This window comes from Arcobacter sp. F2176 (assembly GCF_004116465.1).
In the GTDB taxonomy this organism is placed as follows: Bacteria; Campylobacterota; Campylobacteria; order Campylobacterales; family Arcobacteraceae; genus Arcobacter; species Arcobacter siniprincipis.
In genome coordinates this window covers 165,706-192,660 of record NZ_PDJV01000002.1, presented here as the reverse complement: position 1 = coordinate 192,660, position 26,955 = coordinate 165,706, and the positions used below count along the sequence as shown (strand labels likewise).

29 protein-coding genes are annotated in these 26,955 nt (G+C 30.2%); 15 read left to right on the top strand and 14 right to left on the bottom strand.

The window, feature by feature from the left end:
- Positions 1-978 carry a hypothetical protein gene (locus CRU95_RS02650; RefSeq protein WP_129099601.1) on the bottom strand — a complete coding sequence of 326 codons (978 nt, stop codon included), beginning with the start codon at positions 976-978 and terminating at the stop codon, positions 1-3.
- A gap of 176 nt (positions 979-1,154) precedes the next feature.
- Between CRU95_RS02650 and prpB the strand changes: the two genes are divergently transcribed.
- The 6 genes from prpB (at position 1,155) to ung (ending at position 8,330) form a co-directional block, all read left to right on the top strand.
- Positions 1,155-2,039, top strand: a complete 885-nt coding sequence (prpB, locus tag CRU95_RS02645; RefSeq protein WP_013136520.1) for a methylisocitrate lyase — start codon at positions 1,155-1,157, stop codon at positions 2,037-2,039.
- A 49-nt stretch (positions 2,040-2,088) separates the two neighbouring features.
- Positions 2,089-3,237 (top strand): 2-methylcitrate synthase, encoded by a 1,149-nt coding sequence (prpC, locus tag CRU95_RS02640; protein ID WP_129099600.1) that lies wholly within the window; start codon positions 2,089-2,091, stop codon positions 3,235-3,237.
- A 93-nt stretch (positions 3,238-3,330) separates the two neighbouring features.
- A complete protein-coding gene (acnD, locus tag CRU95_RS02635; RefSeq protein WP_129099599.1) occupies positions 3,331-5,925 on the top strand; it encodes a Fe/S-dependent 2-methylisocitrate dehydratase AcnD in 2,595 nt (864 codons plus the stop codon).
- Between the two features lie 105 nt (positions 5,926-6,030).
- Positions 6,031-7,209 (top strand): 2-methylaconitate cis-trans isomerase PrpF, encoded by a 1,179-nt coding sequence (gene prpF / locus CRU95_RS02630; RefSeq protein WP_129099598.1) that lies wholly within the window; start codon positions 6,031-6,033, stop codon positions 7,207-7,209.
- A gap of 126 nt (positions 7,210-7,335) precedes the next feature.
- Positions 7,336-7,617 carry a TIGR03643 family protein gene (locus CRU95_RS02625; protein ID WP_129099597.1) on the top strand — a complete coding sequence of 94 codons (282 nt, stop codon included), beginning with the start codon at positions 7,336-7,338 and terminating at the stop codon, positions 7,615-7,617.
- Between the two features lie 62 nt (positions 7,618-7,679).
- Positions 7,680-8,330 carry a uracil-DNA glycosylase gene (gene ung / locus CRU95_RS02620; RefSeq protein ID WP_129099596.1) on the top strand — a complete coding sequence of 217 codons (651 nt, stop codon included), beginning with the start codon at positions 7,680-7,682 and terminating at the stop codon, positions 8,328-8,330.
- A gap of 20 nt (positions 8,331-8,350) precedes the next feature.
- Here the strand turns inward: ung and CRU95_RS02615 are convergent, their stop codons facing one another.
- The 8 genes from CRU95_RS02615 to CRU95_RS02580 all read right to left on the bottom strand — a co-directional run bounded on the left by CRU95_RS02615 (position 8,351) and on the right by CRU95_RS02580 (position 16,046).
- On the bottom strand, positions 8,351-8,893 hold the full coding sequence (locus CRU95_RS02615) for a hydrolase (protein ID WP_129099595.1): 543 nt from the start codon (positions 8,891-8,893) through the stop codon (positions 8,351-8,353).
- A 164-nt stretch (positions 8,894-9,057) separates the two neighbouring features.
- Complete coding sequence (gene hemC, locus CRU95_RS02610) at positions 9,058-9,996, bottom strand: hydroxymethylbilane synthase (RefSeq protein ID WP_129099594.1); 939 nt, start codon at positions 9,994-9,996, stop codon at positions 9,058-9,060.
- Positions 9,996-10,838 (bottom strand): thioredoxin domain-containing protein, encoded by an 843-nt coding sequence (locus CRU95_RS02605; protein ID WP_129099593.1) that lies wholly within the window; start codon positions 10,836-10,838, stop codon positions 9,996-9,998. Before CRU95_RS02605 ends, hemC begins: the two co-directional genes overlap by 1 nt.
- Before the next feature lie 15 nt (positions 10,839-10,853).
- Complete coding sequence (locus CRU95_RS02600; RefSeq protein WP_129099592.1) at positions 10,854-12,686, bottom strand: DNA polymerase III subunit gamma/tau; 1,833 nt, start codon at positions 12,684-12,686, stop codon at positions 10,854-10,856.
- The gene (gene murI / locus CRU95_RS02595; RefSeq protein ID WP_129099591.1) at positions 12,679-13,479 is read right to left on the bottom strand and encodes a glutamate racemase; all 801 of its coding nucleotides are present in this window, start codon (positions 13,477-13,479) and stop codon (positions 12,679-12,681) included. Before murI ends, CRU95_RS02600 begins: the two co-directional genes overlap by 8 nt.
- Positions 13,480-13,625: 146 nt before the next feature.
- On the bottom strand, positions 13,626-14,432 hold the full coding sequence (locus CRU95_RS02590) for a MetQ/NlpA family ABC transporter substrate-binding protein (protein ID WP_129099590.1): 807 nt from the start codon (positions 14,430-14,432) through the stop codon (positions 13,626-13,628).
- A gap of 19 nt (positions 14,433-14,451) precedes the next feature.
- On the bottom strand, positions 14,452-15,090 hold the full coding sequence (locus tag CRU95_RS02585) for a methionine ABC transporter permease (protein ID WP_129099589.1): 639 nt from the start codon (positions 15,088-15,090) through the stop codon (positions 14,452-14,454).
- The gene (locus tag CRU95_RS02580) at positions 15,090-16,046 is read right to left on the bottom strand and encodes a methionine ABC transporter ATP-binding protein (protein WP_129099588.1); all 957 of its coding nucleotides are present in this window, start codon (positions 16,044-16,046) and stop codon (positions 15,090-15,092) included. Before CRU95_RS02580 ends, CRU95_RS02585 begins: the two co-directional genes overlap by 1 nt.
- Positions 16,047-16,124: 78 nt before the next feature.
- Here CRU95_RS02580 and CRU95_RS02575 point away from each other — a divergent pair, with 78 nt between their 5' ends.
- On the top strand, positions 16,125-16,781 hold the full coding sequence (locus CRU95_RS02575; protein WP_129099587.1) for a uracil-DNA glycosylase family protein: 657 nt from the start codon (positions 16,125-16,127) through the stop codon (positions 16,779-16,781).
- Here CRU95_RS02575 and CRU95_RS02570 read toward each other — a convergent pair whose 3' ends face one another.
- Positions 16,782-17,360: a hypothetical protein gene (locus CRU95_RS02570; RefSeq protein WP_129099586.1), complete on the bottom strand. Its 579-nt coding sequence runs from the start codon at positions 17,358-17,360 to the stop codon at positions 16,782-16,784.
- A 401-nt stretch (positions 17,361-17,761) separates the two neighbouring features.
- On the opposite strand from CRU95_RS02570, the gene CRU95_RS02565 reads away from it, so the two are divergent.
- The 3 genes from CRU95_RS02565 to CRU95_RS02555 are packed head-to-tail and all read left to right on the top strand — an operon-like array spanning position 17,762 to position 20,296.
- Positions 17,762-18,586: a Dam family site-specific DNA-(adenine-N6)-methyltransferase gene (locus CRU95_RS02565; RefSeq protein ID WP_129099585.1), complete on the top strand. Its 825-nt coding sequence runs from the start codon at positions 17,762-17,764 to the stop codon at positions 18,584-18,586.
- Positions 18,583-19,137, top strand: coding sequence for a hypothetical protein (locus CRU95_RS02560; protein WP_129099584.1), 555 nt, complete (start codon positions 18,583-18,585; stop codon positions 19,135-19,137). Before CRU95_RS02565 ends, CRU95_RS02560 begins: the two co-directional genes overlap by 4 nt.
- The gene (locus CRU95_RS02555) at positions 19,109-20,296 is read left to right on the top strand and encodes a DGQHR domain-containing protein (RefSeq protein ID WP_258238605.1); all 1,188 of its coding nucleotides are present in this window, start codon (positions 19,109-19,111) and stop codon (positions 20,294-20,296) included. The genes CRU95_RS02560 and CRU95_RS02555 overlap by 29 nt, the downstream gene beginning before the upstream one ends.
- Before the next feature lie 148 nt (positions 20,297-20,444).
- Here the strand turns inward: CRU95_RS02555 and CRU95_RS02550 are convergent, their stop codons facing one another.
- The 4 genes from CRU95_RS02550 to CRU95_RS02535 form a co-directional block, all read right to left on the bottom strand.
- Positions 20,445-21,599, bottom strand: coding sequence for a type II toxin-antitoxin system HipA family toxin (locus CRU95_RS02550; RefSeq protein ID WP_129099583.1), 1,155 nt, complete (start codon positions 21,597-21,599; stop codon positions 20,445-20,447).
- The gene (locus tag CRU95_RS02545) at positions 21,586-21,831 is read right to left on the bottom strand and encodes a helix-turn-helix domain-containing protein (protein ID WP_129099582.1); all 246 of its coding nucleotides are present in this window, start codon (positions 21,829-21,831) and stop codon (positions 21,586-21,588) included. Before CRU95_RS02545 ends, CRU95_RS02550 begins: the two co-directional genes overlap by 14 nt.
- A gap of 220 nt (positions 21,832-22,051) precedes the next feature.
- Positions 22,052-23,395, bottom strand: coding sequence for a transcription termination factor Rho (gene rho, locus CRU95_RS02540; RefSeq protein WP_129099581.1), 1,344 nt, complete (start codon positions 23,393-23,395; stop codon positions 22,052-22,054).
- 176 nt (positions 23,396-23,571) lie between these two features.
- Entirely contained in the window at positions 23,572-24,168 is a 597-nt protein-coding gene (locus CRU95_RS02535) for a peroxiredoxin (protein ID WP_129099580.1), read from the bottom strand.
- A gap of 443 nt (positions 24,169-24,611) precedes the next feature.
- Here CRU95_RS02535 and CRU95_RS02530 point away from each other — a divergent pair, with 443 nt between their 5' ends.
- The 5 genes from CRU95_RS02530 to plsX all read left to right on the top strand — a co-directional run bounded on the left by CRU95_RS02530 (position 24,612) and on the right by plsX (position 26,954).
- A complete protein-coding gene (locus CRU95_RS02530; protein ID WP_013136540.1) occupies positions 24,612-24,872 on the top strand; it encodes a ferredoxin family protein in 261 nt (86 codons plus the stop codon).
- A gap of 112 nt (positions 24,873-24,984) precedes the next feature.
- Complete coding sequence (ndk, locus tag CRU95_RS02525; protein ID WP_129099579.1) at positions 24,985-25,398, top strand: nucleoside-diphosphate kinase; 414 nt, start codon at positions 24,985-24,987, stop codon at positions 25,396-25,398.
- A gap of 9 nt (positions 25,399-25,407) precedes the next feature.
- Entirely contained in the window at positions 25,408-25,788 is a 381-nt protein-coding gene (locus tag CRU95_RS02520; protein WP_129099578.1) for a hypothetical protein, read from the top strand.
- Between the two features lie 12 nt (positions 25,789-25,800).
- Complete coding sequence (gene rpmF / locus CRU95_RS02515) at positions 25,801-25,953, top strand: 50S ribosomal protein L32 (RefSeq protein ID WP_013136543.1); 153 nt, start codon at positions 25,801-25,803, stop codon at positions 25,951-25,953.
- A complete protein-coding gene (gene plsX / locus CRU95_RS02510) occupies positions 25,953-26,954 on the top strand; it encodes a phosphate acyltransferase PlsX (RefSeq protein ID WP_129099577.1) in 1,002 nt (333 codons plus the stop codon). The genes rpmF and plsX overlap by 1 nt, the downstream gene beginning before the upstream one ends.
- Position 26,955: the final 1 nt, after the last annotated feature.

Sequence of the window (26,955 nt, the reverse complement as noted above, 5' to 3'; positions counted from 1 at the left end):
TTAGTTTCTTCTTTGCCCTTGTTTTGGTTCAGTGACTTCTTTTTGCAAGTCCACGCTTAGATTATTATAAAACAATTCACCATAATCTGTCAATCTATTTATTGTCTCATATGCTTGTTTTATATCATTATTATATTTTAAAGCATCTTGTAATATTTTTATAATTTTAACTGATTCTAAAAAGTTAATATGAGAAGGTGCTTCTATAGGAGAAGAATAATATTTATGCATACGCTCCACTAAATTTTTATTTCTTATTTCTATAAAAACTGACTCAATTGGGGATTTAAAAAATAGTACCTTTTGTTTTACATTGATTGAGATATAAGTCGTCTCCATACCATATATTTTTCTTGAAAAAGAGTCAAATAAAAATAGTTTCTTATTGTAATTATTATTAAACAATTCATAAATAAGTTCAAGTATTTTTATCTTCTCCTCTTTTGTATAAAAGTTCCCAATACTTGCAAAACAAAAAGATAGTATAGATTTTATTGAGTACCATTCAGTTGTATCATAATCATATCTAAGCATTTGATTTATTCTATTTTGTTTTAGTGCTTCTATTTCTGAACTTGTTTGGGTTCTATATATTCTTTTTACTGCTGTATCTCTATACATAGGCCCTGGGAACTGTGCTTGTATTACAAATCTTCTATTTTCTTCTATTTCCATAATATATCTCATTCTTCCACAATAATCTTCATCGATTATTCGTACTTCTTTTTGTGGAATTTGAGTGATTGATTTTACAAATTCTTCTTCATTGCAAGCCTCTTCCCAAATATAATCTGGATACCTAAATAACTCACAAATTTTATCTTTGACACTTTTTGAAGGTTCAACATCTGTTACTCTATCAACCCAAGAAGTTACGGTTCTCCTATCTTTTTGAATTAATGATGCAAATTTTGATATACTTAAATTAGATCTTTTATATATCTCTATTAGCTTATCTATACTTGTTCTATAAGACATTTATTCCTCTTTTCATAATTATACTTGTAAAATTGTACCATTTTTATACATAAAATCAAGTATTGTACAAAATAATTATACATGTAATAAAATTGTGTTTTTTATTTCAACTATTATACAATACATACATTTCACTATGATGTATACTAACAATATAAAACTACAAAAGGATTTACATGAGCGCAGGAAAAAGATTTAGAGAAGCTCTTAAAGAAGAGAGACCATTACAAATTGTTGGTACAATTAATGCTTATCAAGCGTTACAAGCTACAAAAGTAGGATTTAAAGCTATTTACCTTTCAGGTGGAGGTATAGCAAATGCTTCTTATGGTTTACCAGATTTAGGTATGACTATGATTGAAGATGTATGTATTGATATTAGAAGAGTAACTTCAATTTGTGATACGCCATTAATCGTTGATGCTGATACAGGTTGGGGACATGCATTTAATGTAGCTAGAACTGTTAAAGAATTTATCAGATCTGGTGCTGCTGGATTACATATTGAAGATCAAGTTGCTGCAAAAAGATGTGGACATAGACCAAACAAAGAGTTAGTTTCAACTGAAGAGATGTGTGATAGAATCAGAGCTGCTGTTGATGCTAAAATGGAATTAGATCCAGATTTTTATATTATTGCAAGAACTGATGCACATGCTTCAGAAGGTCAAGAAGCTGCAGTAGCAAGAGCAAAAGCGTATGTTGAAGCTGGAGCAGATGCAATTTTTGCAGAAGCAGTTCATACATTAAAAGAGTACAAAGAATTTTGTGATCAAATGTCTGTACCTGTATTAGCAAACATTACTGAGTTTGGGGCAACGCCAATGTTTACTACTGAAGAATTAGGAAGTGTAGGTATTGAAATGGTACTTTATCCATTATCAGCATTTAGAGCTATGAACAAAGCTGCTTTACATGTATACCAAGAATTAAGAGATAAAGGTACTCAAGAAAGTACTTTAGACACTATGCAAACAAGAATGGAACTTTACGAAATGTTGGGGTATCACGAATATGAACAAAAAATGGATTCATTATTCGCAAAAGGTAAAGCTAAATAATTTAGCTTTACTAAAATAATTATAGATAACAAAAACAAAAGGAGACAATATGAGCACTACAACTACAGGATTTAAGCCAAAAAAATCAGTTGCACTTTCGGGGACTGCTGCTGGAAATACAGCTATTTGTACAGTTGGTAAAACGGGGAATGATTTACATTATAGAGGTTATGATATCTTAGAATTTGCAAATCAAGCCCAATTTGAAGAAATTGCATATTTAATCGTACATGAAAAATTACCAAATAAAGCAGAATTAAAAGCTTATAAAGAAAAATTACAAAGTATGAGAGATATTCCAGCTGGTGTTAAAGTTGCATTAGAGCAATTACCAAAAACTGCTCACCCAATGGATGTTATGAGAACAGGTTGTTCAGTTCTTGGTGCAATTATGTCTGAAGACGAATCTCATCCAAAAGCAGAAGCACAAAATATTATTGATAAATTAATGTCTTGTTTCCCTTCAATATTATGTTACTGGTACCACTATGCCTACAATGGAAAAAGAATTGAAGTTGTAACTGATGATGATACTATTGGTGGTCACTTTTTACACTTATTACATGGTGAAAAACCAAGAGAATCTTGGGTAAAAGCTATGCATGTATCTTTGATTTTATATGCTGAGCATGAATTCAATGCTTCAACATTTACTTCAAGAGTTATCTCTGGAACAAACTCAGATATATTCTCATGTATAACTGGTGCAATTGGTGCTTTAAGAGGTCCTAAACATGGTGGAGCAAATGAAGTTGCATTTAGAATCCAAGAGAGATACTCTTCAGCTGATGAAGCAGAAAAAGATATCAAAGAAAGAATGGCAAGAAAAGAAATTATCATCGGATTTGGACACCCTGTATATACTACAAGTGATCCAAGAAATGTGGTAATTAAAAAAGTTGCTGAAGATTTATCTAAAGAGAACAACGACACATTAATGTATGATGTTGCTGAAAGAATTGAATCTGTAATGTGGGAACAAAAGAAAATGTTCCCAAATCTTGACTGGTTCTCAGCAGTTTCTTATAACCAAATGGGAATTCCAACAGATATGTTTACTCCAATCTTCATTATCTCAAGAGTTACTGGATGGGGAGCACATGCGATTGAACAAAGAGAAGATGGGAAAATCATTAGACCATCAGCTCATTATACAGGACCTGAAGGTTTAAAATTCGTTCCTTTAGAAGAAAGATAAAAAAACTTAAAATATTCTAGTGCCACCTTTGGCAAACACTAAAAGGATAAGCTTTTGCTTATCCTTTTAAATTCAAACAAAATGGATATAAAAATGACAAATGAAAAATATCTTAAAGAACTTGATGGTTTTAATACAAAATACTATGATGTAAAAGCAGCTGTTGAAGATATAACTCCTGGTTCTTTTGAGAAATTAAACTATACTTCAAGAGTATTAGCAGAAAATTTAATAAGAAAATGCCCAAGTGCTGATTTAAAAGATTCACTTATTCAACTTATTGAAAAAAGAACTGACAAAGATTTCCCTTGGTTTCCTTCACGAGTTATCTGTCATGATATCTTAGGACTTACAGCTTTTGTTGACCTAGCAGGTCTTAGAGAAGCAGTTGCATCAAAAGGTGGGAACCCTGATAAAGTAAATCCAGTAGTTCCTACTCAACTAATCGTTGACCACTCACTAGCAGTTGAATGTGGTGGATTTGATCCAGATGCATTTCAAAAAAATAGAGATATTGAAGATAGAAGAAATGCAGATAGATTCCACTTTATTAACTGGACTAAAGAAGCATTTAATAATGTAGATGTTATCCCTCCAGGTAATGGTATCATGCACCAAATCAACCTTGAAAAAATGTCTCCAGTTGTACATAACATAGATGGAATAGCAAGTCCTGATACATTAGTTGGTACAGATTCACATACTCCTCATGTGGATGCACTTGGTGTAATTGCTGTTGGTGTTGGTGGATTAGAAGCTGAAAATGTAATGCTAGGAAACCCATCTTATATGAGAGTTCCAGAAATCATTGGTGTAGAAATTACAGGTGTTAGATCTGAAGGAATTACAGCAACTGATATTGCACTTGCTATGACTTCATTCTTAAGAGAAAACAATGTCATTTCTGCTTATTTAGAGTTTTTTGGTTCAGGTGTTCAGTACTTAAACTTAGGAGATAGAGCAACAATTGCAAATATGACTCCTGAATATGGTGCAAGTGCTGGTATCTTTGCTATTGATGAACAAACTATTGATTACTTAACAGTAACAGGTAGAGATGCTGCTCAAGTTAAACTTGTAGAAGCTTATGCAAAAGCAAATGGATTATGGGCAGACCAATTTGACAATGCTACATATGCAAGAACTATAGAGTTTGATTTATCAAAAGTTACAAGATCTTTAGCTGGTCCTTCTAAACCACATAAATTGGTTCCAACTTCAACTTTAAAAGCTGAAGGTATTGTAAAAGATTGGACACAAGATGGTGATAAAATTCCTGATGGTGGTATTTTAATTGCTGCTATTACTTCATGTACTAATACTTCAAATCCTAGAAATGTTATCGCGGCTGGTTTATTAGCTAAAAAAGCAAATGAACTTGGACTTACAAGAAAGCCATGGGTTAAGTCTTCATTGGCACCAGGATCTAAAGTAATCGAAGTATATTTAAAAGAAGCTGGATTATTATCTGAAATGGAAAAATTAGGATTTGGTGTTGTTGGATTTGCCTGTACTACTTGTAATGGTATGAGTGGAGCTTTAGACCCAGAGATTCAAAAAGAAGTTGTAGATAGAGATATCTATACTACGGCTGTATTATCAGGTAATAGAAACTTTGATGGAAGAATCCATCCATATGTAAAAGAAGCATTTTTGGCATCTCCTGCACTTGTTATTGCCTATGCTTTAGCAGGTACTATTAGATTTGATATTGAAAATGATGTATTAGGAAAAGATAAAGATGGTAATGATATTAGATTAAAAGATTTATGGCCAAGTGATGCAGAGATTAATGCTGTTGAAAAATCTTGCGTTAAACCTGAAATGTATAATAATATTTATGAACCAATGTTTAAAAGAGAACTATTAGATAGTATTAAAATTGATCCATTCTATAAATGGAATCCAAAATCTACATATATCAATAGACCTCCTTATTGGGAAGATGAATATATGCAAATGCCAGCACTTAAAGGTATGAGACCATTAGGTGTGTTCCCTGATAATATTACAACAGACCACTTATCGCCTTCAAATGCGATTTTACCAACTAGTGCTTCTGGGGAATATTGTTTAAAAATGGGATTACCTGTTGAAGATTTAAACTCATATGCAACACATAGAGGGGATCATCATACAGCTTCAAGAGCAACATTGGCAAATCCAAAACTATTTAATGAAATGGTTAAAAATGAAGATGGAACTGTTAAGCAAGGTTCATTGACAAAAATTATGCCAGAAGGTACTGAGTCAAGAATGTGGGAAGCTATTGAGACTTATACTCAAAGAAAACAACCACTAATCATCATTGCTGGTACTAATTATGGTCAAGGGTCATCAAGAGACTGGGCTGCAAAAGGAGTAAGACTTGCAGGTGTTGAAGTTTTAATTGCTGAATCAATTGAAAGAATTCATAGAACTAACTTAGTTGGTATGGGTGTATTACCATTACAATTCAAAGATGGTGAGACTAGACACACTTATAATATCGATGGAACTGAAACTTTTGACATCGTTGGTGAAATTACTCCAAGATGTGATTTAACAGTTGTAATGACTAGAGAAAATGGTGAAGTTGTTAAATTCCCTGTTTTATGTAGATTAGATACAAGTGCTGAAGTTGATGTTTACACTAATGGTGGTATTTTACAAAAATTTGCTAAAGATGTTATTGCAGAAGGTAAATAAACCTTAGATAAACTCTTCTATTTTAAGGGCATTTGCCCTTAAAATATTTATTAATTAATCAAAAGATTTTTTAATAAATATTTTAAACTTAATAAAGGAAATTAAATGGCTTACCAACCACAATTTAAAGTAAGAGCAACATATATGAGAGGTGGAACTTCTAAAGGAACATTTTTTAATATAACTGATTTACCTAAAGAGGCTCAAGAAAATCAAGAAGCAAAAAATAGACTTCTTCAAAGAATAGTTGGTTCGCCTGATGCCTATAAAAAACAAATAGATGGTATGGGTGGAGCAACATCAAGTACCTCAAAAACTGTAATAGTTGGAAAAAGTGAAGTTCCTAATCATGATGTTGATTATTACTTTGGTCAAGTTGCTATTGATAAAGATTTTATGGATTGGAGTGGAAACTGTGGAAACCTATCTTCAGCAGTTGGTCCCTTTGCCATAAAAGAGGGTTTAGTTGACAATGTACCCCAAAACGGTGTTTGTTGTGTAAAAATTTGGCAAGCAAATATCAAAAAAACTATACTTTGTTATGTAACAATGGCAGATGGAATGGTTAAAGAAATAGGTGATTATGAAATCGATGGGGTTACTTTTCCAGCTGAAGAGATTAAATTAGAGTTTGTTGAACCTGTTGACCCAAGTGAAGAGTTATTTCCAACTGGTAACTTAGTAGATGATTTAGAAGTTCCAGGTGTTGGTACTTTTAAAGCTACTATGATAACAGCTGGTATTCCTACAATTTTCTTAAATGCTGATGAGATTGGTTACACGGGAACTGAACTTCAAGGAGATATTAACTCTGATGTTGAGGCATTAAAAAGATTTGAAACAATTAGAATAGCAGGTGCTATGAAAATGGGACTTATGAAAGATGCTAAAGATGCAGAAACTCAACAACATGTACCAAAAGTTGCCTTTGTTGCACCACCATCTGATTTTACAACATCTACTGGAAAAACAATAAAAGCAAATGAACTTGATCTGCATGTTAGAGCTTTATCTATGCAACAATTACACCATGCTATGATGGGAACTGCTTCAGTTGCCATTGGAGTTGCGGCTTGCGTTCCGGGTACTTTAGTAAACCTTGCTGCTGGTGGAGGAGAGAAAGATGCTGTAAACTTTGGACACCCATCTGGAACTTTAAAAGTAGGAGCATCTTTAACTAACAAAGATGGTAAATACAAAGTTGAAAAAGCGAGTATGAGCAGAAGTGCAAGAATTATAATGGAAGGTAATGTTTTCGTTCCTGCAGGAACTATGGGAGAATAATATACTTCTTAATTCTCAAAGGGACTAGAATAGTTCTAGTCCCTTTTTTTATTTCAAACTTACAATACCTATTAAATATATAAAAAATTTATACAAAAAAACCTTTTTTACTGATAGACTTATTTTATGAATTATAAAAAACAATTAAAACCAAAAAAAGACATTGTAGATACAGAACTTCAAGAGTTTGATGAAAATAGACTAATAGAAATGGCTTGGCAAGATAGAGTTACTTTTGATGTTATTAAAAAACAGTATGGAATAACAGAAAATCAACTAAAAAATAAAATGCGAAAACTAATTTCTAAAAAAGCCTATGACAGATGGAGAAGAAGAGTTCAAGGAAGAGTTACAAAACACCAAAAGAACTTCAACTCAAAGGAATTAAGATTTCAAGGTCCATGGTAAAGTATTAAACAAGTTTTACAATAATTTTGGTAATAATACTTTTTTTATAAAAAAGGCTTATTATGAAAACTTGGCAAGATGTTATTAATAAACAAAAAGAGCAAGAATATTTCCAAAAACTAGAAAATAGTATCAATCATTTATATGAAACTACAACAGTATTTCCAGATAAAAAGAATATATATAAAGCTTTTGATACAACTCCTTTAGATGAATTAAAAGTTGTAATTCTAGGACAAGATCCATACCATGGAACAGGTCAAGCCCAAGGTTTAGCATTTTCAACTCCAAAAGAGATAAAAAATCCACCCTCAATGGTAAATATCCTAAAAGAGATAAAAGATGATATAACTAAAGATTCTTCTTGTCTTGATGGAGATTTAACACCTTGGGCAAAACAAGGGGTACTCCTTTTAAATACAATCTTGACAGTAGAAGAATCAAAGCCAAAATCACATCACAAACTTGGCTGGGAAATATTTACAAATAATATTATCAAACACATCTCAGCAAACTGTGAAGATATAATCTTCATACTATGGGGAGCACCAGCTATTGCAAAAACAAAATTAATTGATAGCAATAAACACTACATACTAACAGCACCCCACCCTAGCCCATTATCTTCTTATAGAGGATTTTTTGGATGTAAGCACTTTAGTAAAACAAATGAGATATTAGAATCATTGGGAAAAAAAGAAATTAATTGGTAAAACACTTAAAAAGTGTTTTACTATTTTACTAAGGCAGAGATACCTTTAAATTGTGGATGTTTTGCATTTACTGTTAGTTCAAATAAAAGTGACTCATAAGTAGTTGGAATCACACCTGCTTGAACAAGTCTTGTAATTGCCACATCTGTATCATTTTGTTTTCTTGAAGTAACACAATCAGTCACTAAAATTACTTTGTATCCAGCTTGTAACAAGTCAATACAAGTTTGAAGCACACAAACATGAGTCTCTATTCCTGCAACTATAATTTGCTTTTTACCTAAAGTATTAATTGCAACCATTGTCTCTTCATTTTTACAACAAGAAAAAGTAGTCTTTTCAAAGTGTGGATAATCATCAACTAACTCTCTTAAAGAAGGAATAGTCTCTCCAATACCTTTTTTATATTGTTCATTTATTATAAATGGAACTTCATGGAGCTGTAAACCTTTTACTAAAGTTAGTAGATTCTTTTCTATCTCATCTTTATTTGTCATATGTGGATAAAGTCTTTCTTGAACATCAACTAGACAAAATGCTACATTTTTTACATCAATTCTCATCTTTACTCCTTATAAATTATGATTTTGAACTATTTATATTCACAAATAATATACTATCATACATAAAGCAGTAAAAAAAATCTAGTAAAATTTAGTCTTTGAAGAGGGAATTAAAATAAAGTGAGAAGTTTATCAACATGAGGGACAAAAAGCCCCTCAAAATGCTATTTAAATGCTACCTTTTCAGCTCTTGCTAATAACTCTTTTGCACCTTGGTCAATAAAAGTTTGAGCTAGTGCTTGTCCTGCTGTTTTATAATCATTTTGATTAATAACAATTTTTTCTTGCACATATTCACTACCATCTGGCATTCCAACTATTGCTCTTACATCTACAGTATTCTCATCTAAAATAGTTGCTTTTACTCCAATAGGAACTTGGCAACCACCTTCTAAAGTATGTACAAAACTTCTTTCAATGGTTGATTCAATTTCAGCATTTTTATCATGTAAGACTGATAATAATTCTACTAATTCTGGATTATTCAAGGTTTCAATACCTAAAGTTGCTTGTCCCATAGATGGTATCATCTCATCAATAGAAATAGGAGTAAAATATTTCACCTCATCCTCTATTTGAAGTTTTTGAACACCTGTTGCTGCTAAAATAATAGCATCATATTCACCAGCTTTTAACTTTGCAATTCTAGTATTTATATTTCCTCTTAAATCTTTAAGTTCAATATCTGGTCTTAAAAGTTTTAGCTCCATTCTTCTTCTTAAACTTGTAGTTCCTATTATTGCACCCTTTGGTAGGTCAGTGATACTTGCATATTTTTCACTTAAAAAAGCATCTCTTGGATCAAATCTTTTAGTAAGTGCTGCTAATACAAAACCTTCTTCAAACTCAACAGGAACATCTTTTAAAGAGTGTACTGCTATATCTGCTTCTTTATTTTCAAGTGCTATTTCTAACTCTTTTGTAAAAAGCCCTTTCCCACCTATTTTTGCTAATGGCACATCTAATATCTTATCTGCTTTTGTTGAAAATGTTTTTAGTTCTATAACCATATCTGGATAGTGTTTTAAAAGCTCAGCTTTGATATATTCACTTTGCCAAAGTGCTAATTTACTCTTTCTAGTTGCTATTACAATTTTTTTCATTATTTACTTCCTAAAGTCTCATATTTTAATTTACTGTCATCTCTTTTACCATTTATAAAAATAGTTGGGGTTCCTTTTATCATAACATCATCACCCATTTTTACATCATCTAAAACTCTTGCCATTACTTCGGTAGAATTTATTTGTTCTTTTGTAATATTTATTTTAAACTCTTTATTAAAAGCACTTAAAATTTTATCTTCATCTTGTGAATCTACAGCAAAATATTGTTCCCAATTAGTAGTGTAAACTTTTTTCTCAACATCTTTTAAACCCATTTGTCTTGCTACATCTATAGCTTTTACCATAGTTGCAGATGCTGGATGAACTCTTAAAAGAGGAAAATTATAATAATAAAGTGCTATTTCCTCTTTATTATCTTTTACATGCTCAATAATTGAAGGAAGAGTATCTATACAAAAAGGACATAAAGGATCAGAGAAAACTACTATTTTATCTTTTGCCTTTGCGTTTCCTGCTATTAAATGATCTTCTTGATAATAACTTGCATCAAGCTTTGGTTGTAATAAATCTTTATAAGATGCTCCTGTTTTCAAGTTTATCAATTCTGGTGCTACAATTTCTCCATTTGAAAATATTATATCTTTTGCATTGATTTCTTTATCTTTTACTTTTGCTTTTATTTGCACAATGTAACCATACCAATTTGTCATTGGTTCTGGCATTTTTTCCTTCATGCTTATTTGTATATCTTTTATCTCAACTCTTGCGTTATTTGAAAGTCTTTTTTTCTCAAAATTAATAACATCATTATCAAAATTTGCAGCACTTAAACTAATAGTCATAATAGAAAAAATACATATTAATTTTTTATAATTCATAATACCTCCTAAAATTTATATTTTTGTTTTCACTGTTATTTTTTTTATATCAAATAACTCTTTGGCTTTATTTAACATAGAAGAGTTTAGTAAATCTTCCATTTGAAGCTCCCTTTGAGAAGGTTTTGGATCAACCGTATCATGCATACTTCCAACACAACCTGCACCCATTTCCACATCTTCTACCATTGAGCTTATTTCTTCTTGTTCTTCCTCATTTTCATAGTTTAAAGTAACATCTTCTTCGCTTATGTCATTTGTATTTATTTCTACTTTTTTGGGAATTACATCATTTTTTTTTTGCTCTGGAATTTCACCTTTTTTAAAATCTAAATCAATATTTACACCAAAGACATCTTTTGCAAAGGTTTTGATGATACCAAAATATTTATATAAAAATTTTCTATCATCATCTTGGGCATAAGATACTATATTTAAAATATTGTTTTCAAAACTTTCAAAAATAAAGTTTTTTTCAAAACACTCTCCCAAGTCATGATTTCTCTCATAAACTTTTTTCGTAAGTTCACTGTATAACTCAACATTTGGGTCTACAACTTCTTGTGGTTTTTCAACTAATGCTTGCTCTTCTTTTATATCTTGTACAATTTGCTCTTGGGGTGTTTCTAAAATTTCTTTTGCTATTGGTACTTGTATTTCTGGTTTATTTATTTCATTTGGTAATTCTTCTTTTGCATGTTGCATTACCACTTTTTCATTAACTGCACTTGTCATTTTATTTGCATTTGTTTGAGACAATGTTTCTTTTATTGGTGAAGCTTGAACCTCATCTATTAATTCATCAATTGTTTTTAAATTTGTAGCTTCACTCATTTTAGATAATGTTAATATCAATACAAATGTGGGATCAGAATTTAGTGATAAAAGATGTTTTGCATCCCCTAAGATTCTAAAAAATCTATCATATAAAAAGATATTAAATTTTGGGTCTTTTCCGTATAACATTTTATTTTTTAGATAAATTGTCATCTCATCACAAACAGAACCAGCTTCATATTCTTCAAGTGTTTCAACTATAGGAGTTATATCTCCACAAGATAAAATCACATCAAAAAGTTTATCTAAGAACTCTGGGTCAATAAGTCCTAACATATCAACAACAGCTGTTGTAGTAACTTTTCCTTTTGCAAAAATAATTGCTTGATCAAGTAAAGTAAGAGTATCTCTTAAACTTCCTTGCCCACTTCTTGAAACAATTTCTAAAGCTTCTGTTTCAAACTCTATTTCTTCTTCATTTAAAATATGAGTTAAGTGATTCATTACATCTTTTTGAGATATTTTTTTAAATCTAAAGTGTTGAGTTCTACTTAAAATTGTTGCAGGTAATTTTAAAGGATCAGTTGTAGCTAAAATAAATTTTACAAATCCTGGAGGTTCTTCAAGTGTTTTTAAAAGAGCATTAAATGCTTGAGTTGTAAGCATATGAACCTCATCGATTATAAACACTTTAAATCTAGCACTGCTTGGTTTATATTTTGTATGTTCAATTAAATCTTTAATATCATCAATACCCCTATTACTAGCAGCATCCATTTCTATAATATCTAAGTGACGATTAGTATTTGCACTCACACAGTTCTCACATACTTCACAAGGTTTTGAAGTAGGACCATTTGAACACAACAAAGCTTTTGCCATAATTCTTGCAGTCGAAGTTTTTCCACTACCTCTAAGCCCTGAAAATAAATATGCATGTGATAATCTATTTGAGTCTAACGCTAATGATAGTGTTTGAGAAACTGTTCCTTGACCAACTAAATCTTCAAATCTCTTTGGTCTATATTTTAAGGCTAAAACTCTCTTTTGTGAATTTTGGTTCTCACTCATTTATATTCCTTACCACTATTTTCCCACCATTATTCCATGAATTTAATATTTTACTTATCATTGTCTCATTTATTTCTGAAGTGAAGTATACATTTACTTTCAATACACCATCATTAAAATGTCCACAATTTTTAGATAAATCTTTTAATCTATTTGCTATAGCATAACCTGTTTCTATTAGATTTGTATTTTCACCCATTATTTTTTTTATTACATTTCCAACTAAAGGATAATGAGTACATCCTAAAACTATAGTATCAACACCCTCTTCTCTCATAGGCTTTAACCAATTTTGCAACATCTCAAAGGTCTTTTCAGTCTCAATATCACCATTTTCAATTTGCTGAACCAAACCCGGACAAGCTTGTTCATGTAAAGTAATATTTGAACTTGAAGTTGAAAGCTTATCAACAAGTAATTGATACTTTTCACCCTTTAAAGTTGCAGGTGTTGCTAAAATTCCTATTTTCCCATTTTTACTTAAAGAAATTGCTGGTTTTATTCCAGGCTCTGTTCCTATGACTATAAGATTTGGAAAGTGTTCTCTTAACTCTTTGATTGCAGCTGAAGTTGCAGTATTACAAGCAACAACTAAAGCATCAATATTGTGTGTTTTAACTAAATAATTTGCAATATCAAAACTATGTTTTAATATCTGCTCTTTTGATTTTTCTCCATATGGTGCAAACTTTGTATCTGCAATATAAAAAATCTCAGCACCTTTTAGTACTTCTGTTATGGCTTTAACCACTGTTAAACCACCAATTCCAGAATCAAATACGCCTACTTTCAAGTTATACCTTTTTCATAATAAGAAAATATTCTAGCATAAGTTTTTATATAAAATAATTAGTGAGAAGAGGATATAGAAATTAAATTTAAAGCAGAAGTTTATAATTAAAAATAAAAGACTTGATTATCAAGTCTTTTACTTATATATTAAAATGCAGGAATTATAGAACCTTTATATTTATCAGTAATGAATTTTTTAACTTCTTTTGAATTTAAAACTTCATCTAAAGCTTTAATATAAGGTTTGTTTTCATTACCCTCTTTTACAACTACAATATTTGCATATGGAGAATCTATTGATTCAAGTACTAATGCATCTTGAATTGGGTTTAACCCAGCTGGTAAAGCGTAGTTTGTATTGATAATCGCTGCATCAACTTCATCAAGTACTCTTGGTAATTGTGGAGCATCTATCTCTTTGATTTTAAGATTTTTTGGATTTGTTTTGATATCAACTACAGTTTTGAAATCTACATCATTAAATGTTAATAAACCTTGTTCTACTAACATATCTAAAGCTCTACTTTCATTTGTAGGGTCATTTGGAACTGCAATTGTTGCACCATCTTCTAAATCATCTAAAGATTTGATTTTTTTAGAATATATTCCCATTGGCTCTAAGTGTACATTTACTGTTTTTACTAGGTGAGTATTTTTATTTTTGTTAAACTCTTTTAAGTATGGTAAATGTTGGAAAAAGTTTGCATCTAATTCTCCCTCATCAACTGCCACATTAGGAGTTACATAATCAGTAAATTCAACAATTTGTAAATCATAACCTTTTGCTTTTAATAATGGTTTAGCAAACTCTAAAATCTCAGCATGAGGTACAGGAGTAGCTCCAACTTTAATAACTGTTTTTTTCTCTACTTTTTCTTCTTTAGAATCTGTACAAGCTACAAATCCAAATACAACAGCACCCAAAAGTGCAAATTTTAAAATATTTTTAATCATTTTTTTCCTTTTATAAATTTTATTTTTTTGTAATTTTATATAAATAATCGCCCAAACTTTGAACACCTTGAACTAAGGCAATAAGTACAATAACTGTATAAATCATAGTATCACTTTGGAACCTATAATAACCATATTTTATGGCAACATCACCCAATCCTCCACCACCAACAGCCCCAGCCATTGCAGAAAATCCTATTACTGTAATTAAAGTTAGAGTAATAGCTGAGATTATTGAAGGCAAAGCTTCTACGCACATGACTTTAAATATTATTTGCCAATCACTTGCACCAAATGATTTTGCAGCTTCTACAACACCTGTATCAACCTCTTTTAAAGCACTCTCAATCAATCTTGCGATAAAAGGAGCAGCACCTATTGTCAAAGGTATAATTGCAGCTGTGGTACCGATACTTTTCCCTATCAAAAACTTTGTCAAGGGAAAAAGTACAATCATCAAAATAATGAAAGGAAAAGATCGCAAAGTATTTATAATCACATCTAAGATTGAATATATTTTTTGATTTTCTCTTAATCCACCACTTGAAGTCAAGATTAAAATAATAGCTAAAATAAAGCCAATAACAATTGCAAAAAAAGTAGATACTAAAGACATATAAATAGTCTCTGCTAAGGCTGGTAATAAAATCTCAGTCATTATAATACCTCCCAAATAATATCATGCTCTTTTAGATAATTGATTACTGAATCTTTTTGTTCATCTTTTATATTTATAACCATGTTACCCACAATATGAGTGTTTATCTCTTCAAGTTTTCCCCAAACAATATCAAAATCCATATCTAGCTCTCTTGCCATCTTTGTAATAAAGGATTGAAAGACATTGTCTTTTGGGAAATATATTTTTATATTTACCCCTTCATTAGGTACAACTTCCGTTTCACCTAAGAAGTGCTTCATCTGTTCATCTGGTTTTAAAAATAGCTCTTCTGTATCATCAAAACCTATAATATTACCATGCTCTAATAATAAAGCCCTTTGAGCTATTTGTTTCACAACTTCCATTTCATGTGTTACAAGTACTATTGTGATATTTAGTTTATCATTAATCTCTTTTAATAAATTCAAAATCGATGTAGTAGTATTTGGGTCAAGTGCTGATGTTGCTTCATCTGAAAGTAAAACATCAGGGTCTAAAGTCAAAGCCCTAGCAATAGCGACTCGCTGTTTTTGACCACCACTTAATTCACTTGGATAAGAATCAAGCTTTTCATCTAAGCCTACAAGGGCTAATAAATCTTTTACTTTTTTTGCTATTTCATCTTTAGTATATCCCCAAAGTTGCATTGGTAAAGCCACATTTTCAAATACAGTTTTTCGCTGAATTAGTGAAAAGTGTTGAAATATCATTCCAATATTTTTTCGAAATGCTCTTAACTCTTCTTTCCCTAACTCTTTTATCTCTTTACCATTTACTTGCAATGAACCATCACTATAATCTTCAAGTCCATTTATACATCTCATTAAAGTAGATTTTCCAGCACCACTATGCCCTACGATAGCAAAAATCTCACCTTTTTTTATATCAATTGAAATATTATTTAAAACTTGTGTATCACCAAAGTATTTATTCAAGTTTTTTATACTTATCATTTGTATTCCTTATTCAAGGGGGAAATAGTATATAAAATTTGATAAAATACATGTTAAATCACAGCATAAAGGTCTTTTTTGTTTAAGCATTTTCACCCATATGAACCATTTTTAAATCATAGCACAGAAAAAATCATAGTAGGAACTCTACCACCTCCAAGATTTTGTACAAATGAATTCAAAGAAAAAGATGTAAATTTTTGTTATGGTTCAAAGGATAACTTACTTTGGCAAGCATGGAATAAAATCTTCAATCTAAACTTAGCCTTTGAAAATACAAAAGAAGAGATAAATAAAAGAAAAAAGTTTTTACTAAAACATAAAATAGGTATTTGCGATATTGTAGAGTCTTGTAAAAGAGAAAAAATAGATGCAAGTGATATTGGTATGAGTGAAATAATCTTAAGAGATATTTTAGGCTATGTAAAAGAGCATAAAAATATCCAAACTCTAATCTTCACAGGAGGATTGTGCAAAAACTCCCCAGAATATTTTTTTAGACAAGTCCTAAAAAAACAAAATATAAGCCTAGAAATAATCTCAGAAAAACTACCAAAAAAACATCAATTTAAATATGAAAATAGAATTATCAAAACCATAAGCCTAACTTCCCCATCAAACGCAGCAAACAGAAGTATAGGAGCAAATGCATATTATAAAAAGATGAAAAAAGAAAATCCAAGCTACACAACTTTTGATTTTAGAGTTGAGCAGTATGAAAAAGTTTTTAAATAACTATTGCAATATCTCTTTTCGAATACTTGCATAATTTTTCAACGCCAAGCCAACATGCCATCTAAAAACCTTATCAAAGATTTTCCTAGGAACATTTGCTATTCGCAACACCTCTTCCATATCATAATCACCAAAATTTTCTTCAACCAATTCTATTATCCTCATAACACCAAACTGAGATTTACTAGGCTTAAAACGATTTTGGAAATAAGCATCCAACTCTTTTTCCACATTGTCAAAAGTATTCAAAATATCTTTTCCCAAATAAACAGGCTCTTTAGCATGATGCATAAGTTCATCCATAAACTCTTCATAAAAAAAAGAAGCCCCAGCCCCTTTAAATCTAACAGCTACTAAACTAATCTCTTCATCTGACTTTATACTTACAGATTCTTCATAAGCATTGATTAACATAGCTTGAAAACTATCCAAAATAAAAACTTCATCTTGAATAAGAACTTCACAACTTTTAGAATTATTAATCAAAACTATCATCCCACCATTTGGTTTTAGTTCATAGGTATTTGTATTTTGTATTAAATCATATGATTCTATATATTTTTGTAATTTTTTGTGCATGGGAGCATTATATCAAATTATTTATTTCCAAAATAGTTTTTTCTCTCTCTTGAAGACCTAAAGGTCTCCGCTTCTTTACTTTTTCGTGGCAAAAAGTAAAACAAAAAGCCACCAACGACTTCGAAGCCAAAGGTTCCCTCACTTATTATTTTTCTCTTTTCTGCTTGACAAAACTCGTTTATTCAAACTTCCGTTTAGGAACTTTTAAACACTCACACAGTTGTCAATCTTGTTTAGAAAAGAGAAAAATAAACACTCGGCTTCTGTAGATGTTGGAATTTGAGGTCCAAATACTTTTTATTGATATTTTTTTAAATAAAAGTACAATATTAATGTATATTAATAATTATTAAATAAAAATTTAAATATTATATTATAATATTATTTTTGTAAGGAATTATTTGAAACTTACTAATGAGCAAATAACTTGTAAACCTTTTTTAAGGTGGGCAGGAGGTAAAAGATGGTTATTAAAAAATATCAATTCCTTTCTACCTAATGAATTCAACCAATACCATGAACCTTTCATAGGTGGTGGTGCCATATTTTTTCATTTGCAACATAAAAATTCTTTTATCTCTGATCTAAACACTGAGTTAATAGAAACATATCAAAGTATTAAAAATGAGATTGAAGAAGTTATTGAGCATTTAAAAACATTTAAGAATACTAAAGAAGAATACTATAAAATTAGAAAACAAAATTTCCAAAGTTCTGCAAAAAGATCAGCAAGATTCATCTATTTAAATCAAACTTCATTTAATGGTATTTATCGAGTTAATCTAAGTGGACAATATAATGTTCCTTATGGATATAGGGAAAACTATTCATTTGATCACAGTAATCTAAGACAAGTAAGTCAAGCATTACAAAATACAAATATTTCATCACATGATTTTTATGACACAATAAATAATGTACAAAAAAACGATTTAGTATTTTTAGATCCTCCATATACTGTAACTCACAATAATAACGGCTTCGTTCAATATAATCAAAAAATATTTTCAATTGAAGCACAATATAAATTAGCACAGATGATTAATGAAATAAGAGAAATAGGTGCATATTACATTTTAACAAATGCAGCACATCCTAAAGTAAAAGAAATTTTTGACAATGGAGATAAAATGATTGAAATATCAAGGGCAAGTTTAATTGGTGGTAAAAATGCTAAACGTGGAAAGTATGAAGAATTAATTATAACGAATGGATTAAAATTATGAATATATTTAAAAAAGAAGAAAAATCAAAAATAATACTGCAAGAATATTGGGAACAATTTTCTAAATCTTTAATTGAATTTGTAATGAATATACTTATTTCAACTGTTCCAATTACAATTGGTGCATTGTTTATTATTTTTGATAACAATCATAGTTTAACATTTCAAACTTATTGTACTACTATATTAGCTGTAATAAAAAATGGAGAATTATATTTATACTCAGCTACATTATTAGCTCCAGTTGTTTTTTTAACAACATATGACAAAGATGGCAAAAAATCTTTTCCATTAAAATGGTTTTTTATACCTATTGTTTTATTTTTATTTATTATAATAAGTCACTTTTTTGGAGAACAACGTGCCATAAATTTACCCGAAGAAGGTAGTATTTTTACTGCATCAGTGTATATATTTATCTTAACTGTTATACTTTATTTTCTAGTTCTTTTAATATCAAATAAGAAAATAAAACCTGCATCAGATATTATGAAAGAAAGTGAAATAGATTTTGAAAAACAATATGAAGAAAGAAGAAAAAGAAATGGATAATCAAGCACAATTTATAGAATTTACGTGTATTAAAATGGAACAACCAATAGGTGAATGTTTTATTGCATCAATTAATCATTCTGACCTACTAAAAATTACTTATAGTGATCAAAGAAGAATTGATCAAGAAAAAAGTGAATTCGATACATACTTAGGAATTCAAAGACCATTAAGTCCTAAAAGAGTTAAAGAAATAAAAGAATATGTTACTACAAAAGATGCTTGTTTTCCAACAGGAATTATTTTAGCAATTAATAGTAAAACTGTAGAATATGATGAAAAAAACAATCGTATGAAATTATTAGCATATTTGCCACAAGGTAGAATTAGTGAAGATGAAATAACTTTTGAGAATATAGCAAAAATTTTAGATGGACAACATAGAATTGCTGGATTAAGTGACCTTTCAGATGAAAAAACATTTCAAATTAATGTAACAATTTTTATAGATATAGATATTGCAGAACAAGCACAAATATTTTCTACAGTAAACTTAGCACAAACAAAAGTAAATAAAAGTTTAGTATATGATTTATCAGAACTAGCAAAACATAAAAGTCCTCAAAAATGTTGTCATAATATAGCAGTAACTCTTAATAATATTGAAGATAGTCCACTATTCCATAGAATTAAAAGATTAGGGGTTGCAACTGAAGGTAGATTTAACGAAACAATCACACAATCTGCATTTGTAGGCTCTTTTATAAAATATATTTCAAAAAATGAATCTCAACAAATGGAAGATAGAGATTTATATATGAAAAATAAAATACCTGAAAAAACAAAGGATAAAGACAAAGATAAACTTATATTTAGAAATCTATTTATAGACAATATGGAAATGGATATAACTGACATAATTTGGGATTATTACACTGCAGTTAAAGAAAGGTGGCCTGAAGCTTGGAATAATTTTGAGACAGGATACATTTTAAGCCGTTCAAATGGATTTATGGCTCATGCAAGATTCCTAAGAGATGCTTATAATAGAATTGAAAAATTAATTCCCAATAAAAATGACTTTACTACAATTTTAAAAAATATTGATATTTTAGATAGTGAATTTCATGTAGATAATTATAAGCCTGGAGCAACAGGTGAAAAACGACTATATGATGATTTATGCACTGGATATTGTCATAATAGAAGCAAAAGATAAACTCTAACTTAATAGTTTCAGAAAACTGACTATTTTTGTAAAGTTCAAGGAAGTGGTGTAATTTTATGTGGGAGTGTACAATTAGTACATGACGAGCAAAATTTCCGCACTGACACGGAAATTTGCAAAAAGAGGCAGTTTTATGAAACTATTTTATTTCTTCTAGCCATATCACTTTCAACTCCTCCAAAAACAACCTTACTTCTTCTTTATCTGTTTTAAAATCATCTATTTCTTTTTTTGTTTTAATAATAGCTTCTTTACACTCATGTAATATTTCTTCATACTCTTTATTGTTTATCATACAAGAGTTTTTTGCAAAGTTTTTATATGTTTTATTTTTCCACCATAATTTTCCATCTGATAATCTAAGAGCTGGGATATCTTTTTTTATATAAACTGTAGTTGTGATTACATCATAAATAGGTGCAAAATATGAGTCTGTGAAATCTTTATTATAAAGTATTCCATAATTTTTTAAATGTCCATCTCCATTTTGCAATAGATGGTTCATAATAAGTGCTTTAAAAAAAGTTTTTAATGTATCTTTTCTATTTTCTATAGGTATCACATCTTTTATAACTTTTACAATCTCTTCATAAGAACCATCATATTTTTCTTCTGTACCTCTAGCTGTTAATACACACATATCTTCAAAACCCAAATAACTATTATCTTCATTTACATCAAATCTCTTACATACAAACATTGATAAATCTTCTGACAGATAAAATTCCTCTGTTTGTAAATTTGCATTTTGAATAGCTCTCATGCAAAAGTATTCATTAATTGCCAATTGAGGATATTCATTTGTCCAAGATTTTACGATATAGTGTTCAAATTTCATTGTTGTTTTATTTTGTGCAGTTAAAAGTAGTTTGGGTTGTACTCCTGAAACACCAGATGTGATTGCAAACTTTTCAAGTAGTTCTTCAAATAAATCCTCACTATTATTGTGTAAGATTTCATCTAATTGGAGTGTTTCTTTATCTTTTAAAATCTCATTATACTTAACTCTCCCCAGAACATATGGACCAATTAATTCTAAAAATCCCATATCATCCATAGTTTTGATTTTTGCAAAATGATTTCTTATTACCTCTTTAAGTGCACCTTCTGGCAGATTCATTTGAAATATAGGGTGTAGTTTTTTTGAAGACCAAGACTGGGCTCTTATTGGCATAGTTAAAGAGAGTATCTCTTGGGCATCATCTTTATAGTTAAAAATGAATTTATCTTCTTCTTTATATAAATTACCGCAACTATTTTTATTGATAAATACTTTTAAATTATTTTCTTTCATCTTGCAACTCTTCCAATGTTTTTGGTCTATCTTTTAATCGTATATTAAATTCATAGCCCAATAAATCAAGTATCGTCTCTACTTTTTTTATTCCCACTTCTTCGATAAAGCCATTTTCTATTTTAGAGATAGTTCTTTTTGTTATATTTGAATAATCTTCTAATTGTGCTTGCGAAATATTTTTACTTTTTCGTAATTCTTTTATTTTCTGACCTAAATCTATTAAATTCAAAACACGCCTTTATATGAAGTATATTTCTCATAATAGCTACTTAAAACTTAAATAGGAATTATACTTCTTATTTAAATGTAATAGTTTCAGAAAGCTGACTATTTTTATAAAGTTCAAGGAAGTGGGGTAATTTTGTGTGGGAGTGTACAATTAGTACATGACGAGCAAAATTTCCGCACTGACGCGGAAATTTGCAAAAAGAGGCAGTTTTATGAAACTATTATTCGTTCATTCCTGCGAAAAAATCTTCGTTATTCGCCGTTTTTAGCATCTTACTATAAAGAAATTTCAATGCTTCTACTTCATCCATGCTTGCGATTGCATTTCTTAGTATCCATGTTTTTTGTAAGATATCAGGAGTAAGAAGAAGTTCTTCTTTTCTTGTACCTGATTTGATAATATCAACAGCTGGGTAAACTCTTTTATTTGATGCATCTCGGCTAAGTACAACTTCTGAGTTTCCTGTACCTTTGAACTCTTCGAAAATAACTTCGTCCATTTTTGAGCCTGTATCAATAAGAGCAGTTGAGATGATAGTTAAACTTCCACCCTCTTCTATATTTCTAGCAGCTCCAAAGAATCTTTTTGGCTTGTGTAGTGCATTTGCATCAACCCCACCTGAAAGTACTTTTCCGCTACTTGGTGTTACAGTATTGTATGCTCTTGCTAGTCTTGTGATTGAGTCAAGTAAGATAACTACATCTTTTTTCATCTCTACCATTCTTTTTGCTTTTTCAATAACGATTTCTGCAACTCTTACATGATTTTGTGCAGGTAAGTCAAAAGTAGAAGAGTAAACATCACCTTTTACACTTCTTTGCATATCTGTAACTTCTTCTGGTCTTTCATCTATTAATAAAACCATTAAGTGAGCTTCTGGGTGATTTCTTGAAATACCATGTGCTAGTTCTTTTAAAAGTTCTGTTTTACCAGTTTTTGGAGGAGCAACGATTAGTCCTCTTTGACCTTTACCCATAGGAGAGAATAAATCTAAGATTCTTCCTGTCATTTTATGTGATTCATATTCAAATTTAAATCTTTCAGTTGAGTATAAAGGTGTTAAGTTATCAAATAGTGGTCTGTTTTTCGATTCGTGGATTGGTAGGTAATTTATTGCTTCTATTTTAAGTAGAGCGTAATATTTTTCACTCTCTTTATTTGGAGGCCTAACTTGTCCAGTTACAATATCCCCAGTTCTTAATGCAAATTTCTTAATTTGTGTTGCACTTACATAAGAGTCATTAGATGTATCAGAAAAATTTCCATCCATAGCCCTTAAAAAACCAAATCCACCATCTTTTATCTCTAAAATACCTGTGAAAAGTATAAATCCACCTTGGTCGATTTGAGTTTTCAAAATTGAGAACATTAGTTCTTGTCGTTTTAGTTCTTGCGGATTTTCAACATCGAGTTTTTTAGCTATTTGAAGTAATTCTTCTAGAGGATATTCTCTTAACTTTTCGATTGTATGCCCTTCTACAGGGATATGTGTCCTAGTTTTTCTGCCATTAGAATTTCCTTTTGCAGGAGTATTCTTCTTAGTTTGAGTTGTTGTCTCTTCCATTTATATTTAGACCTTTGTCATTTTCAGTAAAGTGATTTTTTGTAGTTAATTCTTGTGATTAGAATTTTAAGTGGTGTAATTTTAGTCTTTATTTAATAAATTGTCAAATATTTTGGCTTAAACAAAAAAAAGGTGCCAATTTCTTGACACCCTTTTTTAATAATTTAAACTATATATTATAATTTATCAGCATTTTTAGATAAATATTCAGCAACACCAGCAGTAGTATCTTTCATACCTTCATCACCTTTTTGCCAACCTGCAGGACAAACTTCACCATGCTCATTTGTAAATATCATAGTATCTACCATTCTAATCATTTCATCAATGTTTCTTCCTAGTGGTAAGTCGTTGATTACTGCATGTCTTACAGTTCCATCAGCATCAATTAAGAAAGAACCTCTTAAGGCAACTGATTCACCAAATAATACATCAAAATCTTTTGAAATTTGTTTACTTAAATCAGCAACTAATGGGAATTTAACTCTTCCGATTCCACCATTTTCAACAGGAGTTTCTCTCCATGCAAAGTGTGAGAATTGTGAATCAACAGAAACACCAATAACTGTTACTCCTCTTTCTTTGAATTCATCAGCTCTTTTTGAGAATGCAATGATTTCAGAAGGACAAACAAATGTAAAGTCTAGTGGGTAAAAGAATACAACTGCACCTTTTTCACCAATGTTTTCATATAAATTAAAATCCTCAACAATTTGACCATCTGCAAGTACAGCTGTAGCTGTAAAATCTGGAGCTTTTTTTGTAACTAACATATTTTATTCCTTTATTTAAGTTTTAAGTGATGTAATTATAATATAATAAGCTAAAATGAACCATCAAATATAATGTTTAATTTTATATTTAAGAAAAAATTTATTTTAGGATAAAAATTATCCATAAGATAAAATAATGACTATTTTTTATTACTTATCCTTAATACATCCAAACAAAAATATACTACATATATATAATGAGTACAAAAAATGTGTAAAAAAGACATACACTTCTATAAGTGTTCAAATTTAAATTTCTTAAATATAGAGGTGATTTTTACAATTTTAAATCAAAATATGCTAATTTTTGATAAAAATGTTTAATATTTTTAAAAAAATATACTAAAAACATCTATTATTAGCGAAAAATACTACAATAAATTTTAAAGTTATATTTATATTTGATGTGATAGAGTTACTCAAAAATATATTAAGGAGATTAAATGGCAGTAGTAATTACTGATACATGTATAAGCTGTGATGCTTGCCTTGACGAATGTCCAGTTGAAGCTATCGTTGATAATGACGAAAATCCTACAGGTGAAGATATTTATTATGTATATGAAGACAAATGTGTTGAGTGTATAGGTCATAATGATACACCAGCATGTGCAGATGCATGTCCAACAGAAGGATGTATTGTATGGGGTGAAAATCCTGATACAGAAGGCGTTGTAGCCGGTACTCCTTGCGTAGAAGACTAATTTAAAAATATTTTAAAACAATTATAAGGGCAAGTAATTTTACAATTACTTGCCTTTTTTTATTTTTTTAGATATAATCCGCGACTTGAAATTCAAAATAGGAAAATATCATATGGAACAAACATTATCTATCATCAAACCTGATGCTGTAGCTAAAAATGTTGTAGGGAAAATCTTAGACAGATTTGAATCTGCTGGACTAAGAATTGCAGCTACTAGAAAAATGCAATTAAGTAGAGCTGATGCTGAAGCTTTTTATGCTGTACATGCTGAGAGACCATTTTTTGGTGAATTAGTAGAATTTATGATTTCTGGACCTGTTGTAGTTTCAGTTTTAGAAGGTGACAATGCAATGTCTATCAACAGAGATTTAATGGGTGCTACTAATCCTAAAGAAGCTGCTGCTGGTACAATTAGAGCTGATTTTGCTGATTCTATTGATGCAAATGCAGTTCATGGTTCTGATTCTGTAGAGAATGCAGCTAATGAAATTAAATTTTTCTTTTCAGATAGAGAAATCTGTTAGTAAATATTTATGCAAATAGAATTTAGAAAAGTCCCTTTTACACCAAAAGAGTTCTCTCTTGAACTTGATTCAGTTAAATTAGAGGGTACTTTTTGTAAAATGTCGCCTACATTGGCTAAAGTTGAAGCAACTTTGGCAGGTCCTACAGCTGTGGATTGTTGTAGATGCGGGGCTGAATACACTATAGAACTTAATGAAAATTTAGAGTTTTTGTTATCAAATAAAGTGTATGAAGATGAATCTGAGTTGGAAAACTTGGTAATTGAGATAGAAAACGATATGATTGACTTTAATGAAATAATCGAAAGTGAAATTTCATCTATAAGAAGTGATTATCACATATGTGCTCTTTGTTTAGAAAATAAAGATAGTATAGAAAAAGAATATTAAAAGGAGAATAACATGGCAGTACCAAAGAGAAGAGTGTCACACTCAAGATCAGCTAAGAGAAGAACTCACTATAAAATTACACTTAAAAGACCTGTAAAAGATAGTGATGGAACTTGGAAAATGCCTCATACGGTAAACCCGAATACTGGCGAATATAAAAACTAATGCTAAAAATAGCAATTGATGCGATGGGTGGGGACTTCGGTCCCGAACCTATTATAGACGGTCTAATAGCCGCTCTTAGAATAAACACAGCTTTTTCTGCAATTGCTGTAGGTAGAAAAGAAGAACTACTAAAACTTATCCCACCTGAATACTTACGAAGAATAGAAATCCTTGATTGTAATGATGTTATATCTATGCAAGACCATGCGACTGATGCATTAAAAAGAAAAGATAGCTCTATTTATCAAGCTATTGAACTTGTTAAAAATGGTCAAGCAGATGCTGTTGTTTCAGCAGGACATTCTGGAGCTTCAATGTCTTTAGCTACGTTAAGAATTGGAAGAATCAAAGGTGTTACAAGACCTGCTATTGCAACACTTATGCCAACTAGTGAAAATCAAAATACTTTAGTATTAGATGTAGGGGCAAATGTTGATTGTGATGAAAAGAATCTTTTTGAATTTGCAGTTATGGGACAAATCTACGCTCAAGATGTTTTGAAACTTGATGAACCAATTATTGGATTACTAAGTAATGGGGAAGAAGAATCAAAAGGTAACGAAGTTACAAAAGCAGCTTATGAATTATTAGCTAATTCACAAATCAAAAATTTTGCTGGAAATGTTGAAGGTAGTGATATCTTCAAAGGGACAGTTGATGTTGTTGTTTGTGATGGATTTATTGGAAATATATTGTTAAAAACAGCCGAAGGTGTAGCAGATACTATTGGGCAGATATTGAAAAAAAATCTAAAAAGATCTCTAATCTCTATTGCAGGTGCTGTATTAATGAGAAAAGTCTTTAAATCGCTAAAAGTAAGAGTTGATTATGCAGAATATGGTGGAGCTCCTTTATTAGGTGTTAAAGCTCCAGTGATAATAGCACATGGAAAATCAAATCCAAAAGCTATAAAAAATGCAATAAATCAGGCTATAAGTGCAGCGAGTTCTAGACTAGAACAAGATATAGAAGATAAACTTGCAAAATATAGAAATTTTTAAG

Coding starts and splice junctions, on each gene's coding strand:
- CRU95_RS02650 (WP_129099601.1), bottom strand. CDS start 978: ATGTCTTATAGAACAAGTATAGATAAGCTAATAGAGATATATAAAAGA.
- prpB (WP_013136520.1), top strand. CDS start 1,155: ATGAGCGCAGGAAAAAGATTTAGAGAAGCTCTTAAAGAAGAGAGACCA.
- prpC (WP_129099600.1), top strand. CDS start 2,089: ATGAGCACTACAACTACAGGATTTAAGCCAAAAAAATCAGTTGCACTT.
- acnD (WP_129099599.1), top strand. CDS start 3,331: ATGACAAATGAAAAATATCTTAAAGAACTTGATGGTTTTAATACAAAA.
- prpF (WP_129099598.1), top strand. CDS start 6,031: ATGGCTTACCAACCACAATTTAAAGTAAGAGCAACATATATGAGAGGT.
- CRU95_RS02625 (WP_129099597.1), top strand. CDS start 7,336: ATGAATTATAAAAAACAATTAAAACCAAAAAAAGACATTGTAGATACA.
- ung (WP_129099596.1), top strand. CDS start 7,680: ATGAAAACTTGGCAAGATGTTATTAATAAACAAAAAGAGCAAGAATAT.
- CRU95_RS02615 (WP_129099595.1), bottom strand. CDS start 8,893: ATGAGAATTGATGTAAAAAATGTAGCATTTTGTCTAGTTGATGTTCAA.
- hemC (WP_129099594.1), bottom strand. CDS start 9,996: ATGAAAAAAATTGTAATAGCAACTAGAAAGAGTAAATTAGCACTTTGG.
- CRU95_RS02605 (WP_129099593.1), bottom strand. CDS start 10,838: ATGAATTATAAAAAATTAATATGTATTTTTTCTATTATGACTATTAGT.
- CRU95_RS02600 (WP_129099592.1), bottom strand. CDS start 12,686: ATGAGTGAGAACCAAAATTCACAAAAGAGAGTTTTAGCCTTAAAATAT.
- CRU95_RS02590 (WP_129099590.1), bottom strand. CDS start 14,432: ATGATTAAAAATATTTTAAAATTTGCACTTTTGGGTGCTGTTGTATTT.
- CRU95_RS02585 (WP_129099589.1), bottom strand. CDS start 15,090: ATGACTGAGATTTTATTACCAGCCTTAGCAGAGACTATTTATATGTCT.
- CRU95_RS02580 (WP_129099588.1), bottom strand. CDS start 16,046: ATGATAAGTATAAAAAACTTGAATAAATACTTTGGTGATACACAAGTT.
- CRU95_RS02570 (WP_129099586.1), bottom strand. CDS start 17,360: ATGCACAAAAAATTACAAAAATATATAGAATCATATGATTTAATACAA.
- CRU95_RS02560 (WP_129099584.1), top strand. CDS start 18,583: ATGAATATATTTAAAAAAGAAGAAAAATCAAAAATAATACTGCAAGAA.
- CRU95_RS02555 (WP_258238605.1), top strand. CDS start 19,109: ATGAAGAAAGAAGAAAAAGAAATGGATAATCAAGCACAATTTATAGAA.
- CRU95_RS02550 (WP_129099583.1), bottom strand. CDS start 21,599: ATGAAAGAAAATAATTTAAAAGTATTTATCAATAAAAATAGTTGCGGT.
- rho (WP_129099581.1), bottom strand. CDS start 23,395: ATGGAAGAGACAACAACTCAAACTAAGAAGAATACTCCTGCAAAAGGA.
- CRU95_RS02535 (WP_129099580.1), bottom strand. CDS start 24,168: ATGTTAGTTACAAAAAAAGCTCCAGATTTTACAGCTACAGCTGTACTT.
- CRU95_RS02530 (WP_013136540.1), top strand. CDS start 24,612: ATGGCAGTAGTAATTACTGATACATGTATAAGCTGTGATGCTTGCCTT.
- ndk (WP_129099579.1), top strand. CDS start 24,985: ATGGAACAAACATTATCTATCATCAAACCTGATGCTGTAGCTAAAAAT.
- CRU95_RS02520 (WP_129099578.1), top strand. CDS start 25,408: ATGCAAATAGAATTTAGAAAAGTCCCTTTTACACCAAAAGAGTTCTCT.
- rpmF (WP_013136543.1), top strand. CDS start 25,801: ATGGCAGTACCAAAGAGAAGAGTGTCACACTCAAGATCAGCTAAGAGA.
- plsX (WP_129099577.1), top strand. CDS start 25,953: ATGCTAAAAATAGCAATTGATGCGATGGGTGGGGACTTCGGTCCCGAA.